At 52.2% G+C, this 13,294-nt stretch carries 15 protein-coding genes; 3 read left to right on the top strand and 12 right to left on the bottom strand.

Translation table 11 applies throughout. The annotated features are described in order from the left end of the window. Position 1: 1 nt before the first annotated feature. The gene (locus tag ACP158_RS09665) at positions 2 to 1,606 is read right to left on the bottom strand and encodes a carboxyl transferase domain-containing protein (protein ID WP_424945936.1); all 1,605 of its coding nucleotides are present in this window, start codon (positions 1,604 to 1,606) and stop codon (positions 2 to 4) included. A gap of 79 nt (positions 1,607 to 1,685) precedes the next feature. On the opposite strand from ACP158_RS09665, the gene ACP158_RS09660 reads away from it, so the two are divergent. Then, positions 1,686 to 1,979 (top strand): GIY-YIG nuclease family protein, encoded by a 294-nt coding sequence (locus ACP158_RS09660; protein ID WP_424945935.1) that lies wholly within the window; start codon positions 1,686 to 1,688, stop codon positions 1,977 to 1,979. A 51-nt stretch (positions 1,980 to 2,030) separates the two neighbouring features. On the opposite strand, the gene ACP158_RS09655 is transcribed toward ACP158_RS09660, so the two are convergent. From ACP158_RS09655 to ACP158_RS09640, 4 genes are read right to left on the bottom strand one after another with little or no spacing between them, the layout of a single operon-like run. After that, on the bottom strand, positions 2,031 to 2,369 hold the full coding sequence (locus ACP158_RS09655; protein WP_424945934.1) for a hypothetical protein: 339 nt from the start codon (positions 2,367 to 2,369) through the stop codon (positions 2,031 to 2,033). Positions 2,370 to 2,419: 50 nt separating this feature from the next. Then, complete coding sequence (locus ACP158_RS09650) at positions 2,420 to 2,914, bottom strand: hypothetical protein (RefSeq protein ID WP_424945933.1); 495 nt, start codon at positions 2,912 to 2,914, stop codon at positions 2,420 to 2,422. Between the two features lie 36 nt (positions 2,915 to 2,950). After that, entirely contained in the window at positions 2,951 to 4,150 is a 1,200-nt protein-coding gene (locus ACP158_RS09645; RefSeq protein ID WP_424945932.1) for an acetyl-CoA C-acyltransferase, read from the bottom strand. Between the two features lie 22 nt (positions 4,151 to 4,172). Further along, positions 4,173 to 5,348: an isovaleryl-CoA dehydrogenase gene (locus ACP158_RS09640; protein WP_424945931.1), complete on the bottom strand. Its 1,176-nt coding sequence runs from the start codon at positions 5,346 to 5,348 to the stop codon at positions 4,173 to 4,175. 218 nt (positions 5,349 to 5,566) lie between these two features. On the opposite strand from ACP158_RS09640, the gene ACP158_RS09635 reads away from it, so the two are divergent. After that, complete coding sequence (locus ACP158_RS09635; protein ID WP_424945930.1) at positions 5,567 to 5,974, top strand: PaaI family thioesterase; 408 nt, start codon at positions 5,567 to 5,569, stop codon at positions 5,972 to 5,974. Between the two features lie 459 nt (positions 5,975 to 6,433). Here ACP158_RS09635 and ACP158_RS09630 read toward each other — a convergent pair whose 3' ends face one another. The 5 genes from ACP158_RS09630 to ACP158_RS09610 all read right to left on the bottom strand — a co-directional run bounded on the left by ACP158_RS09630 (position 6,434) and on the right by ACP158_RS09610 (position 12,321). Further along, positions 6,434 to 7,282, bottom strand: coding sequence for an EamA family transporter (locus tag ACP158_RS09630; protein ID WP_424945929.1), 849 nt, complete (start codon positions 7,280 to 7,282; stop codon positions 6,434 to 6,436). A gap of 83 nt (positions 7,283 to 7,365) precedes the next feature. Continuing rightward, positions 7,366 to 9,036, bottom strand: a complete 1,671-nt coding sequence (locus ACP158_RS09625) for a Na/Pi cotransporter family protein (protein WP_424945928.1) — start codon at positions 9,034 to 9,036, stop codon at positions 7,366 to 7,368. A gap of 276 nt (positions 9,037 to 9,312) precedes the next feature. After that, positions 9,313 to 10,395 (bottom strand): TRAP transporter substrate-binding protein, encoded by a 1,083-nt coding sequence (locus ACP158_RS09620; RefSeq protein WP_424945927.1) that lies wholly within the window; start codon positions 10,393 to 10,395, stop codon positions 9,313 to 9,315. A 94-nt stretch (positions 10,396 to 10,489) separates the two neighbouring features. After that, on the bottom strand, positions 10,490 to 11,812 hold the full coding sequence (locus tag ACP158_RS09615) for a TRAP transporter large permease (RefSeq protein WP_424945926.1): 1,323 nt from the start codon (positions 11,810 to 11,812) through the stop codon (positions 10,490 to 10,492). Further along, positions 11,809 to 12,321: a TRAP transporter small permease subunit gene (locus ACP158_RS09610; RefSeq protein ID WP_424945925.1), complete on the bottom strand. Its 513-nt coding sequence runs from the start codon at positions 12,319 to 12,321 to the stop codon at positions 11,809 to 11,811. Before ACP158_RS09610 ends, ACP158_RS09615 begins: the two co-directional genes overlap by 4 nt. A gap of 169 nt (positions 12,322 to 12,490) precedes the next feature. Between ACP158_RS09610 and ACP158_RS09605 the strand changes: the two genes are divergently transcribed. Then, the gene (locus tag ACP158_RS09605; protein ID WP_424945924.1) at positions 12,491 to 12,640 is read left to right on the top strand and encodes a hypothetical protein; all 150 of its coding nucleotides are present in this window, start codon (positions 12,491 to 12,493) and stop codon (positions 12,638 to 12,640) included. Between the two features lie 164 nt (positions 12,641 to 12,804). Here ACP158_RS09605 and ACP158_RS09600 read toward each other — a convergent pair whose 3' ends face one another. Then, the gene (locus ACP158_RS09600; RefSeq protein ID WP_424945923.1) at positions 12,805 to 13,098 is read right to left on the bottom strand and encodes a hypothetical protein; all 294 of its coding nucleotides are present in this window, start codon (positions 13,096 to 13,098) and stop codon (positions 12,805 to 12,807) included. A 33-nt stretch (positions 13,099 to 13,131) separates the two neighbouring features. Beyond that, on the bottom strand, positions 13,132 to 13,266 hold the full coding sequence (locus ACP158_RS09595) for a hypothetical protein (RefSeq protein ID WP_424945922.1): 135 nt from the start codon (positions 13,264 to 13,266) through the stop codon (positions 13,132 to 13,134). Between the last annotated feature and the right edge of the window lie 28 nt (positions 13,267 to 13,294).

Below are 13,294 nucleotides of genomic sequence, written 5' to 3'. Positions count from 1 at the left end.
ACTACATCCGAAACACGCCGAACCGAGTCGGCGGGATGGGCGCGTTGAGCGCAGATGATATGCCCAACGTCAACACCTTGCGCGTGTCCGCCGGGTCAATTACACCGTCGTCCCACAATCTCGCGCTGGCGTAATACGGATTTCCCTGATGCTCGTATTGCTCGCGGATTTTTTGACCGAATTTCTGCTGTTCATTTTCCGCCCAGGATTCTCCCTTCGCCATGGAATCGGATTTGATGCGGGTCAGCACGCCGGCGGCTTGCTCGCCACCCATTACCGAGACGCGCGCGTTCGGCCACATCCACAAAAACCGTCCGCCGTAGGCGCGTCCGCACATCGCGTAATTGCCGGCGCCAAAACTGCCGCCCACCACCACGGTGAACTTGGGAACTTTTGCGCACGCCACCGCCATCACCATCTTGGCGCCGTCTTTGGCAATGCCGCCCGCTTCGGCTTTTTGCCCGACCATGAAGCCGGTGATGTTTTGTAAAAACACCAACGGCAAACCGCGCTGCGCGCATAGTTCGATGAAGTGCGCGCCTTTTTGCGCGGACTCGGAAAACAAAATGCCGTTGTTGGCGATGATGCCGACCGGATAGCCGTGCAGGTGCGCGAATCCGCAAACCAATGTCGCACCGTATAGTTGTTTGAATGGATCGAATTCGCTTCGGTCAATCAGACGAGCGATGATCTGGAGAATGTCAAACGGTTTGCGCGAATCCTTCGGCACGATGCCGCGCAATTCTTCGGCGGGATACATCGGCTGCACCGGTTGTTGCACTTTCAATTCGACTTTTTTGCGGCGGTTGAGGTTGGCGACAATGCGCCGCGCAATGGTTAATGCGTGGGCATCGTTTTGGGCGCAGTGGTCGGTAACGCCGGAAGTGCGCGAATGTAAATCGGCGCCGCCCAGTTGCTCGGCGCTGACGACCTCGCCGGTGGCGGCGGCCACCAACGGCGGGCCGGCGAGAAAAATCGTGCCTTGCTGCTTGACGATGATGCTCTCGTCCGACATCGCCGGAATATATGCCCCGCCGGCAGTGCACGAGCCCATCACCACGGCGACTTGCGCGATGCCGGCGGCGGACAAATTCGCTTGGTTGTAAAAAATGCGCCCAAAGTGATCGCGGTCCGGGAACACTTCGTCCTGCAGCGGCAAGAACGCGCCGCCGGAATCCACCAGATAAATACACGGCAGATGATTTTGCGCGGCGATTTCTTGCGCACGCAAATGTTTTTTCACCGTGAGCGGATAATAGGTTCCGCCCTTGACCGTGGCATCGTTGGCGATAATCACGCACTCCTGCCCGGCAACCGGCCCGATGCCGGTAATCAAGCCGGCGGCCGGCACTTCATCGTCATACACTTGATACGCCGCCAGTTGCGAAAACTCCAGAAACGGCGTCGCCGGATCAATCAACCGACGGATGCGTTCACGCGGCAGCAATTTGCCGCGGTCGAGATGTTTTTTGCACGCTCGCTCACCGCCACCGAGGGCGATTTTGGCTACGCGTTCACGCAGTTCATCGCATAGTTCGTCCATCCATTGGCGATTGGCGATGAAAGATTCGTCTTTTGGATTCAGGTTGTTTGGAATAATAGTCATGGTGAGCAACTTTGTGTCTTTTATGATATACTTACTAACCAACTTTCAAATAATCTGTTTTTGTTAGGAGATACAAATCATGTCTGGCAAAAAAAGTGGTTCATTCGACAAGTCTGGTATCGAAAATTTGGCAAAAAACAAACCAGTAGTTTATCAAATAGTCGGTAAAGACGGAAAAACTCTCTACATCGGGTCGGCAAAACGAGGGCGGGTGCCGGAACGACTTACAGAACATCTTTCTGGAAACAAAGACCCGATTCCGGGTGGTAAGAGAGTTAAAATTCAACAAGCGCCAAGCATTGATGCCGCAAGAAAATCTGAAGCTAGAATGATTAAACTCAAACAGCCGCCTAGAAATAAGCAAGGAAAATAAGTAAAACTTAATCATGGGTAGAAAAAAGAAAATAGTGGATATTGACGATCGTTATTTCTTCAGACCGCTACCCTTTATATCGCCAACAAGAAATTTGTCAATTTGATTTCTGAATTTATGTTTCAGGGGTAACCCGGCCAAAATACTGTGATTTAAATGCGACGGAACAACAAACCATACAGGATGCCCCGTTGAAATAGGATGTCCCTTTTTATCCCAAAACCAGCGTATGCCGAGCACAGGATCACAACCCCAACCCATAGCCACTATCGCCCAACGTTCTTCGATGTTTTTATAAACGACGGCATAAGGCCCACCGACCATGTTTTTCGGTGAGTTGATTTCTAGTATTTTGATATCGTCGTTAATATTAAATTCTTCTTCACTCATGGTGTTCGCCTCTCAAGTTTGGATTGACGGTGGATTGGATGACAGCATAGTTATCGTTCATTCATGTGTTCCATGATTTGCAACATCCGAAAAAATGGATTGTTTGTAGCGTGAGCGCATTCTGTAGCAATTTTTTTTAATTCATCGACACGCTTCTTGTATTCGCCGTTGATTATCAGTTCAAGGTCATCAATTTCAGACAAATGCTCGGTCAAATACCCGACAGGCACATATGGAGACCAAAACATATAATGGTGGTTGCGGAAATGTTTCAGATGTTCCTCGGCATACTGTTTTTGTCGCTCAAACTTTTCTCTTATTCTATTAATAGTATTTTCGTTATTCCCGTATAAAAGCCCACGGATGTGTGTCGTAACTTCCACCAGAAATGCGGTTTTTGTATGAAAATTCAAACCGATGACATCCAGCTCGGCCAACCCTTGCATTCCCCCGCCTGGTGGCCGCACGTTGTAACTAACAAAGTTACATTTCTCTACAACTTCAAGGTGTGCACCAATGATGTATTCGCCGATGTCGGTCAGCATAATAGTTTTCCCCAGCGAGTTAGAAAACGGCAACCATCACATCACCTCAACCGCCATCGCCACCGCCTCGCCACCGCCGATACACAACGATGCCAGCCCGCGTTTGCCGCCGTAGCGTTTTAACGCCGACAGCAAAGTCGCCATCAGTCGTGCGCCGGACGCACCGACCGGATGACCCAATGCGCAGGCGCCGCCGTGGATGTTGACCTGATCGTGCGGCAAGTTGAATTCCTTCATCGCCGCCATGGTCACCACGGCAAACGCTTCGTTAATCTCAAACAAATCCACCTCGTCAGCGCGCCAGTCGATGCGTTTCAGCAAACTGCCGATGGCACCGATCGGCGCGGTGGTGAACCATGCCGGGTCCTGGGCGTGGGATGCGTGGCCAACGATGCGCGCCAGCGGTGCGCAACCGCGTTTTTCGGCTTCGGACAGCGACATCAACACCAACGCCGCGCCGCCGTCAGAGATGGAACTGGAGTTTGCCGGGGTCACGCTGCCGTCCTTGCGAAACGCAGGTTTTAAGTGCGGGATTTTTTCCGGGTTGGCGAGTCCCGGTTGTTCGTCCTCGGTAACTTTGTGTTCAATGCCGCGCCGGTCTTTAAAGGTTACCGATGTAATTTCTTCATCGAACAACCCTTCGGCAATCGCACGGTTGGCGCGCGCCAGCGATTCGATCGCGAAATCATCTTGTTGTTTGCGGCTGAATTTATATTTGCCGGCGCAGTCCTCGGCGAAGTCGCCCATCAGTCGGCCATCGTAGTGGATGTCTTCCAGCCCATCGAGAAACATGTGATCGCTGAGCCGCGCATGACCGAGACGCAATCCGCCGCGCGCGCCGGTGATGAGATACGGCGCGTTGCTCATGCTCTCCATGCCGCCGGCCACCATCACCGTGGCGGTGCCGGCGCGGATGGCATCATGCGCCAGCATTGCGGCTTTCAATCCGGAGCCGCACATCTTGTTGATGGTGGTGGCGCCGACGGATACCGGCACGCCGGCGCCCATGGCTGCCTGTCGCGCCGGCGCGTTGCCGAGACCGGCCGGTAACACGCAACCCATTATTACTTCGTCCACGTCTTCACCGGAAACATCGCAACGTTTGAGTGCATCGGCGATGGCCACCGCGCCGAGTCGGGTTGCAGTCTGGCTTTGCAACGCGCCGAGAAAACCGCCGATGGGGGTGCGGCTGGCGGCGACGATGACCACCGGGTCTTTGGGTTGGTTGTTCGACATTTGAGAGTTCCCGTATAAAAGCCTATGAGGTTTCGTTAAAAATTTCGCGCCCGATTAACATCCGGCGAATCTCCGAAGTGCCGGCGCCGATTTCGTATAACTTGGCATCGCGCAACAAGCGACCGGCCGGGAAGTCGTTAATATAACCGTTGCCGCCCAACGCCTGTATCGCCTCGAGCGCCATCCAGGTGGCTTTTTCCGCGCTATACAGAATTGCGCCGGCCGCATCCTGGCGCGTTGTTTCGCCGTGATCACAAGCGCGCCCCACCGCATAAACATAGGCGCGACAGGCGTTCATGGTGCTATACATATCCGCGAGTTTCCCTTGCATCAGTTGAAACTCGCCGATGGCTTGGCCGAATTGCCGACGTTGGCGAACATACGGCAACACCACATCCAGGCAGGCGCGCATGATGCCCAAGGGGCCACCGGCTAGCACCGCGCGCTCGTAGTCGAGACCGCTCATCAACACGCCAAGCCCGGCGTTTTCCCGCCCCAAAATATTCTCCTTCGGCACCGCCACATTGTCGAAAATCAACTCGCCGGTGTTGGAGCCGCGCATGCCGAGTTTGTCCAGTTTCGGCGCGGCTTTTATGCCAAATTCACGCTCGACGATGAAGGCGGTGATTCCTTTGGCTCCGGCGCCCGGTTCGGTCTTTGCATACACTACCACGACATCGGCGTCTGGCCCGTTTGTGATCCACATTTTGGTGCCGTTCAATAGAAAATGATCGCCGCTGATTTCCGCTTTCAGGCGCATGCTGAGCACATCGGACCCGGCCGAAGATTCGGACATGGCAAGCGCCCCGACCTGCTCGCCGCTAACCAGTTTGGGCAAGTATTGTCTCTTTTGCGCGTGGTTGCCGTTGCGCTGAATTTGATTGATGCACAAATTTGAATGAGCGCCATAACTTAAACCCACCGATGCGGACGCGCGACTGATCTCCTGCATGGCGACAATATGAGCCAGATAACCCATGTTGCTGCCGCCGTATTGCTCGGATACGGTAATTCCCAGCAGCCCTAAATCGCCAAGTTTGCGCCACAAGGGCATGGGAAACTCGTTTGTTTTGTCAATTTCAGCGGCCAGGGGCGCGATTTCTTGTTGGGCAAATGTAGAAACCGCATCAACTAACAGGTCGATTTCTTGGCCCAAATGAAAATTTAAGGCGTGAAAATTTAAGGCGGGCAGGTTCATAAGCCTAAAGAGGTTATTAGCAAAAGATTAGATAAATTACATGACGTTTACGTAAACGTCAAGTATAATCCGGGAGTTCACAGCAACTCACGAATTTAGCGGTATGATTAGAGTTATGTCCAGCTGTTTATGTCTGCTCGCCCAGGTCCGGTCAATGCGCTGATTCGCAAATCGGTTTTCTATTGATACCCATAAATTCAAACACAATAATCATCATTATGAATCTTGACCAAGCTCGTGCGTTTCTTGCCAGGGAGTTTCCGCAAAACACATGCACCGTGGAGGCGATCGGCATCGGCCAATCCACATTGCGACAAGCCATAGGATTCGAGCATTTAAGGCCCGGCGGAACGGTATCCGGCCCGACATTAATGGCTCTTGCGGACTGCGCCGCCTATGTTGCCATCCTCAGCCAATTCGGGGAAGTCGCCCTCGCCGTTACCACTAACTTGACTATTAATTTTTTGCGTAAGCCAGCGGCGGATAAAGATGTCATCGCCGAGTGCAAATTGCTGAAAACCGGGAAACGACTGGTAGTCTGTGAGGTCTTGGTTTATTCCGAAGGGTTGGATGATGCGGTTGCCCAAGTCACGGCAACTTACTCCATACCCCCGCAACCGCTGTAAAAAAATAAGACCTCATCCGTTAAGACCCCTATTGATTTAACGGATGAATTGCAGGGCGCATGACACTAAGGCGGCAATCACCGAGTTAGTTTCATGTCATCCCGCGCAAGAACGTCGCCCCTGTGAAAACAGGGGCGGGAACGGGGCAGGGGACGCATGGTTCACTGGATTCCAACTTTCGTTGGAATGACGACGGAGTTGGAATGACGGCGGGGGTGCCGGGAATGATGGCCGGGCGCACGCGGCGACGGCGGCAATACCCTCAATAACCCGTCATTTGTATGTTGCCTTTACCTTGCAGATAGGCCAATTTGTGGGGTAGGCGCGAGGGGCGCGTCATATTTAATGCCACCGCTCAAACGACAACTTGAACGACGAGACGGATGCCCCGGCGCGGTCGTGTTGCAGGCAACGCGCTAGCGTGACCCAGGTCGGCTGAGTTGTCAATCACGGGTCGCGCTAAAACCCGTCCACTGCGAGCAAGGCGATGCTGCAAACAATCACGATGGAGGCGATGATTCTGCGTTTGCCCGACGGTTCCTTGAAGTAATACGCGCCGATCAACGCGGCGATGATGATGGAGGTTTCGCGCAGCGCGGAAACCAGCGGCAGCGGCGCCTGGGTCATTGACCAAACCACCAGCGAGTACGAGGTCAATGCCAATGATGCGCCGAGCAAAAAGATTTTCCATTGATGCCTGATTGAAATAACTTCGGCCAGGCCTCTTTTGAAAATCGCATAAATCAGAATCGGGATGCCGCACTGCAGCGCCAGCCAAACCATATAAGCAGGAACATTTCCAGACAATCTGCCGCCAATGCCATCGACGATCGTGTAACTGCCGATAAACATTGAGGTTATAAGCGCGGACACCAGTGCCTGGCGATCCTGCATGACCCGTCGGAATCCTTTTGCGGCGAAGATCAAAATGCCGCTGAGCACGCCGATTAACGACGCAACTTCAATGCCGCTGAGCGCTTCATTGAGCGCTAACACGCTCCATAATGTGACCAGAACCGGCGCCGTGCCGCGCGCCACCGGATAAGCATGGGAAAAGTCGCCGTATTTGTAGGCCGCGCTGAGCGCAACATAGTACATGGAATGTAGCGCCACGGATGCAAACAAATAGGGCCAACTGGCGACCGCAGGCAACCCGACAAACAGCAACAACGGTAAGGCAATCAGCCCGGCGGCGACATTGAAGCCGGTGATGGAGAGCAGGTGATCCTGGCCTGATTTCACCATCGCATTCCAAGTGGCATGAAACAACGCCGCGATCAGAACAATTAAGGCGATGCTCAATTCCATATCGATTTTCGATTAGCAGAATGTTTTTTTAACGAATCCGCACGATTGTCCAGGCAGCACTGAATAATGCCATCCTGACGTTATCAGCTCAGTTCGATATGCGATATATACCCGACCACCTGGAGCATATCCCGTACCGCATCCTGATGAATGGAACTGGTGCCAATGCTGCTTGACTTTCGAGCGCTCAAACGCAAGCGGTGCTGGGCAATGCTTGCCTGACCCAGTTGGTTGATTGATTCAATCAGCCGCCTTTTGGATTTTCTGCTTCCTTCGCCGACAGATGCGAAATTGCCGGTTGCGAAATAGGTGATTTCGAGTTGGATTAGATTCAATGTCCGGGCATGAATCCGGCTTAGTTCTTCCTCGCCCTCCGGCGAAAACACCAGGCCGCGATCAATCCGCTTTATCGCCAGTCTCGCCAGATTATGCGAGACCACGTCGCCGATGTTTTCCATGGTCGTGGAAAACCGCAAAATTTCATCCAGCCGTTGTTCGTGGCGTTCATGGCGTTCATGATTGCCGTTACTGTCATTTTGCTTGCGGATGTGCCGACGGGTTTCCGAAAGATAACGTTGAATAGCCTTGTTCCTGGCATTGATTTCCTTATCCTTTTCAATGAATTGCTCGATGATTAATCGATCGGCGGCATCGAACATTTGCAATGCTTTGCCAAACAGTGCTTCGGTGTTATCCGCCAACCTGAACGCTTCTCTTCTGGCGCAGGATATCGCCAGTTTCGGCTTGTTCACGAATTCAGGGTCAAGGCTGCTGCCCGGTGCATGGGAATCCGGCGCCAAGCCATCCTGTTTCCCCAAGCCCGACAGCCATTTCGAAAATCGGGCGACCGCATTGTTCAAAGGAATGAACATCAACGCCAGCGCCAGGTTATAGGCAATATGCATATTGATTACCTGAATGCCTCCACTGCCGCCAAATTTGCCAACCCATCGAATCAGCATGAACGACAGCATAAACGCCGCCAATGCCAATGTTAGGCGCATGACAAAATTCGCGAGCGCCGCGCTATAGGTTTCGACATGACGCCGATTAACCAGCAATAGCGCGATCAATCCCGAACCAATGTTAGCGCCCAGCAACGTCGCGATAAACAAGGGCGGCTGCAAAAGCCCGACTTCCGCCATGGAGGCAATCACCAGAATCACGGCCACGCTGGAATGCGCCAACCAGGTGAACAGCGCGGCTAAAATCAAGCCTAACCAAGCGGCGGAATCCAGCAAGGCCAAAATTTCCGCCGGTATGGGTTGGTTGGCGACCGGCGCGATCACCTGTTTGATCAGTTGAATGGACAGCAACATCAGCCCAACACCGATGAAAATTCGCCCTAACTGCTGGCCGCGCCAAGTGCGCGCGAAGCGGTGGAAGCACAGTCCAGACAACAGCAGCAACGGCGACAGGAATGAAAGATCAAGGAAAAGTATTCGTGTCGCGAGAGCCGAGCCGAGGTCGGCGCCGATGATGATGACGATGGCAATGCCCAGCGACAGCAGACCGCTGGTGATGAATGAGGTAGTCAGCATCACAGTCGCGGTGGTGCTTTGGAGAATCAATGCGGATACAAGCCCGCACAAAAATGATTTAAGCCGCGAGCCCGCCGCGCCGGCGATGAATGCGCCAATTTTTGCCGAGTAGGCTTTCTCAACGGCCGCGCGCACCATATAACTGCCCCACAACAGCAAGGCAATGCTGCCGGCCAAGTTCAGAATGAGCAGCAGTTTGGGAGAGTGGGTCACTGGCGGAAATTATCGGGCGCGGGGTTTTGATGCGCTTGCGCACCACCAAGGTCACAAGAGCATACGCTAAGCAGCTATATCAGGCGCGAAATCGGGTTGAAAGCGCGTTTCAAACATTAACGCCAGCAACATTAGCGTCGGCACCGAATCGTAACCCGATATGCGCGCTTGATACTGACAAGCCGCCATGCTCAGCCCAGTCCCATGTTAGGGTCATGCTGAACCGAGCGGCGACTGTCATTGGCTTAATTGAGAACGCCCCTAGCTATATCGGCCCTAACTATATCGATAAGGCACTCCCGCTTTTTGCATCACTGCTGAGTAGTCTTTATAAGCCTGCACGACTTTCGCCGTTCTCGGGCTGATGGCAGCCAGCTCGTCCCAGTATTCCTCCGAGTCCTTGATCACCTGATTCCATTCTTCCGCTGGAATCGTGGTCAATTGCATTTTCTTGCCGTTGACCCGCAGGTCCGCTTCCCCGCCCCAATACCAGACCTGGCGGTAGTAATGCGAACTGTCCATTGAAAGTTTGAATAGCGCCTGCAAATGTGGTGGCACTGCGGCCCAGCTTTTTGAATTGGCGAAATAGGAGCCGCACCAAGCGCCGGTGACATTGTTAAGCAGCGCATAGTTGCACACATCGGCCCAACCCACCTCGTACGCTTCGGTGAATCCGCACCAGGCAACGCCGTCCAACTCGCCGGTCTGGATAGCCACCTCGATGTCATCCCAGGGCAGGGTAACCGGAACCAGTCCGTATCGGGAAAGGAATTTCCCGGCCGTGGGCACACCGAACACGCGCTTGCCCTTCATATCCGCAAGGCTGTTTATCGGCTCTTTGGTGAAAATATGCAGCGGGTCCCAAGCCCCGGCACTCAACCATTCCACGCCCTCAATCTCGCCATAGGCTTCGGCCCAAATTTCATTCAAGCCGTAATACTTGAATAACACCGGCATGTCCAGGCTGTAGCGTGTCGAGAAGGGGAAATAACCACCGAATACACTGATGTCAACGGGCGAGGCCATTGTGGCATCATCGCTTTGCACGGCATCAAGGGTGCCGTTTTGCATTGCTCGAAATAATTCATCGGTTGCGACCAGTTGGTCCGCATAGTACAGCTCAATTTCCATTTCACCGTGAGCGGCAATATTAAATGCTTCGATTTGCGGCAAAATGACATGTGCGCCGAGCGCTGCGCCTGAATAAGTTTGCAGGCGCCATTTAATTGGGTTGGACTGCGAATAAACAAAAGGCGCCGATGCTACGGCAACGGCCCCGGTGGCAGCCGCGGTTGCTTGCTTAATAAAGTTTCGGCGGCTGTTTTTCTTGGTTGCTATTTTAGGCTTGCTTTTTTTCATCTTGATTCTCCAGTGTTGAAATAATGAATTGAAATTTTTCGTTAACTCTGTTTTCGCTGCTCATTGGTTATGGGTAATTATACGACTAATTACACTACCTGCTATAAACGTATTCGGGTAGCCAAAGCGCGATTTGCGGAAATACAATAACCAATATTAAAGCAACCGTCATCACCAGTACAAATGGAATAATCGAGCGATAGATGTCAAATAAGGTAATTTCCTTTGGCGCCATCGCGCGCATCAAAAATAAATTATAACCAAACGGCGGCGTCATATACGCTATCTGGCAGGTGATTGTGTATAAAACCCCATACCAAATCGGGTCAAATCCAAGCGTTATAATCAACGGCACATAAAGCGGCGCCACAATCACCAGCATTGCGGTATCGTCGAGAAACATGCCCATCACGAGGTAGGACAACTGCATCATTATTAGCACTTCCCAAGGGGTCAGATTCCAGTTGGTAATGAATAAGGATTCGATAGCGCGAACCGCGCCAATGCCATCGAAAACCGCGCCAAAACTCAATGCGGCTAATATGATCCACATGAACATGCAGGAAATGCCCAGTGTTTTTCTGACCGTTTCTTCAACCACTTTTTTATTTAGTCGTCCCTTAACGAACGCCGCAATGGTCGCACCGGTTGCGCCCACTGCTGAACTTTCCACCAGACTGGTAATGCCCATCAGGAATAATCCGGTCATGAAGAAGAAGATTAAAAATGGAATAATGCCGGCCCGCAGCAATTTTAATTTTTCCGCAAGCGGCAGGTCGCGCTCTTGCTTGCGCACTGTCGGGCCGAGGTGAGGCTGAATTTTGCATCGAACCACGATGTAAATGATGAATAATGCAGCCATCATCAATCCAGGGATGGCCCCTGCCAACCACAATTTCCCCACGGGTTGCCGCGCAATCATGCCATACAGCACCAACACCACGCTGGGTGGCACCAGAATCCCCAGAGAACTGCCGGCCTGGACCACCCCGGTAATCATTATTTTGTCATAGCCACGCCGCAACATTTCAGGAAGCGCAATGGTTGCGCCGATGGCCATGCCGGCAACGCTAAGCCCATTCATCGCCGATATCACGACCATCAACATAATGGTGCCCACGGCCAAACCACCTTTGAGCCCGCCAAACCAGACATGGAACATTCGGTATAGATCGTCAGCGATGCCGGATTCGGACAGGATGTATCCCATGTAAACGAACAACGGCAAGGTTAACAATGGGTACCAGTTAAACAATTTGAAGGCGGCATTAAACGGCATTTCCACTGCCCCATTGCCATACAGCAGCAGTGCCGCGGCGGCGGACACAAATCCGATTGCCCCAAATACCCGTTGCCCGGTTAACAACATCGCCAGCATGGACGCGAACATTACAATGGCGATAGTTTCATAACTCATGGCAGTGTAATTCCTCTGGCTTTTGCGAGGTCCTTAAAAAACGTGGAGACGGTTTGCAACAACATTAAGACAATACCGAATACCATTATTAATTTGATTGGAATCATCGAAGGATTCCACTGAGAGAATTTTCTTTGATCGTATTCGATGGCATACAGGGTGCTTGATATAGAACCGATTAACAGGCAAACCAAATAAACCAGCAGAAATATTACGGTGAAGCTATCAATTCTCGCTTTGGTTTTTTCTGAATATCGGTCATAAAGAAGGTCCATCCTGACATGATCATTGAGTTGCATAGAGTATGCGCCGCCAACAAGGTAATAGGCAGTCATCGTAAACTGCGCCATTTCGACACACCAGGACAATGGCAAATTAATAATATTTCGAGTTACCGATGAAAGCAGCAGTGTGCCAATCATCACAAAAATGCCATACATGGCCAGGCGGCCGAATTTGGTACACACCCAATCAACATACTTGACATAGGCAACTACAAAATCAGGCATGCTTTTATTATTTAGGTTCAAGATACTTTAAGCGGTCGATTTCGGATAGATTTTAGCAGATATTGACACCCATTTTCGTGGCGCATATTGAAGCGAAACTCACACTCTTTCAAAGGAGTCCGGCTACGCCGGACGACATATTTTAACTGGATTCCCGCCTGCGGCGAGAATGACAAATAAGGGTTGTCATTGCCCGGCCCATATTATTATTGGCCGGGCAATCCAGTTATTAAACCGTTCGGCGGCGAAGCCGCCGGCTTTGTGTCCGACTGCGTCGGACTCTTTACTCGACTGGATCTCCGCCTGCCGGCGAGGATGACGAATTATAAGTAATAGTGAATCGAGAGGATAAAGGCGAGTTGAGAGGCCAAAGCACACGAGAGAAATTGTCCGGTTGCGCCAGAGCAACGCCGTTTTAGTGTCACGCTTTGCGTGACAATTATTTACCATTGGTCTTCTCAAAAGGACTCGTTGCCTTTCGATTCACCATTGTCTCCCCCAGCCCGTCATTCTCGCCGAAGGCGGGAATCCAGTTATTAAACCAGCGGCGTTAGCCGCTATCATTTTGGCGGCGAAGCCGCCGGCTTTGTGTCCAACTGCGTCGGACTCTTTACTCGACTGGATCTCCGCCTGCCGGCGAGGATGACGAATTATAAGTAATAGTGAATCGAGAGGACAAAGGCGAGTTGAGAGGCCAAAGCACACGAGAGAAATTGTCCGGTTGCGCCAGAGCAACGCCGTTTTAGTGTCACGCTTTGCGTGACAATTATTTACCATTGGTCTTCTCAAAAGGACTCGTTGCCTTTCGATTCACCATTGTCTCCCCCAGCCCGTCATTCTCGCCGAAGGCGGGAATCCAGTTATTAAACCAGCGGCGTTAGCCGCTATCATTTTGGCGGCGAAGCCGCCGGCTTTGTGTCCAACTGCGTCGGACTCTTTACTCAACTAGATCCCCGTTTGCGGCGAGAATGAG

Source organism: Candidatus Spongiihabitans sp. (genome assembly GCF_965247905.1).
Taxonomy (GTDB): domain Bacteria; phylum Pseudomonadota; class Gammaproteobacteria; order Arenicellales; family Poriferihabitantaceae; genus Spongiihabitans.
The sequence above is the reverse complement of the archived record's forward strand: the minus strand, read 5'-3'. Positions and strand labels throughout refer to the sequence as shown.

Coding starts and splice junctions, on each gene's coding strand:
- ACP158_RS09650 (WP_424945933.1), bottom strand. CDS start 2,914: ATGCTGACCGACATCGGCGAATACATCATTGGTGCACACCTTGAAGTT.
- ACP158_RS09660 (WP_424945935.1), top strand. CDS start 1,686: ATGTCTGGCAAAAAAAGTGGTTCATTCGACAAGTCTGGTATCGAAAAT.
- ACP158_RS09615 (WP_424945926.1), bottom strand. CDS start 11,812: ATGAGTTATGAAACTATCGCCATTGTAATGTTCGCGTCCATGCTGGCG.
- ACP158_RS09640 (WP_424945931.1), bottom strand. CDS start 5,348: ATGAACCTGCCCGCCTTAAATTTTCACGCCTTAAATTTTCATTTGGGC.
- ACP158_RS09655 (WP_424945934.1), bottom strand. CDS start 2,369: ATGAGTGAAGAAGAATTTAATATTAACGACGATATCAAAATACTAGAA.
- ACP158_RS09605 (WP_424945924.1), top strand. CDS start 12,491: ATGACAAATAAGGGTTGTCATTGCCCGGCCCATATTATTATTGGCCGG.
- ACP158_RS09645 (WP_424945932.1), bottom strand. CDS start 4,150: ATGTCGAACAACCAACCCAAAGACCCGGTGGTCATCGTCGCCGCCAGC.
- ACP158_RS09610 (WP_424945925.1), bottom strand. CDS start 12,321: ATGCCTGATTTTGTAGTTGCCTATGTCAAGTATGTTGATTGGGTGTGT.
- ACP158_RS09635 (WP_424945930.1), top strand. CDS start 5,567: ATGAATCTTGACCAAGCTCGTGCGTTTCTTGCCAGGGAGTTTCCGCAA.
- ACP158_RS09630 (WP_424945929.1), bottom strand. CDS start 7,282: ATGGAATTGAGCATCGCCTTAATTGTTCTGATCGCGGCGTTGTTTCAT.
- ACP158_RS09665 (WP_424945936.1), bottom strand. CDS start 1,606: ATGACTATTATTCCAAACAACCTGAATCCAAAAGACGAATCTTTCATC.
- ACP158_RS09600 (WP_424945923.1), bottom strand. CDS start 13,098: ATGGTAAATAATTGTCACGCAAAGCGTGACACTAAAACGGCGTTGCTC.
- ACP158_RS09620 (WP_424945927.1), bottom strand. CDS start 10,395: ATGAAAAAAAGCAAGCCTAAAATAGCAACCAAGAAAAACAGCCGCCGA.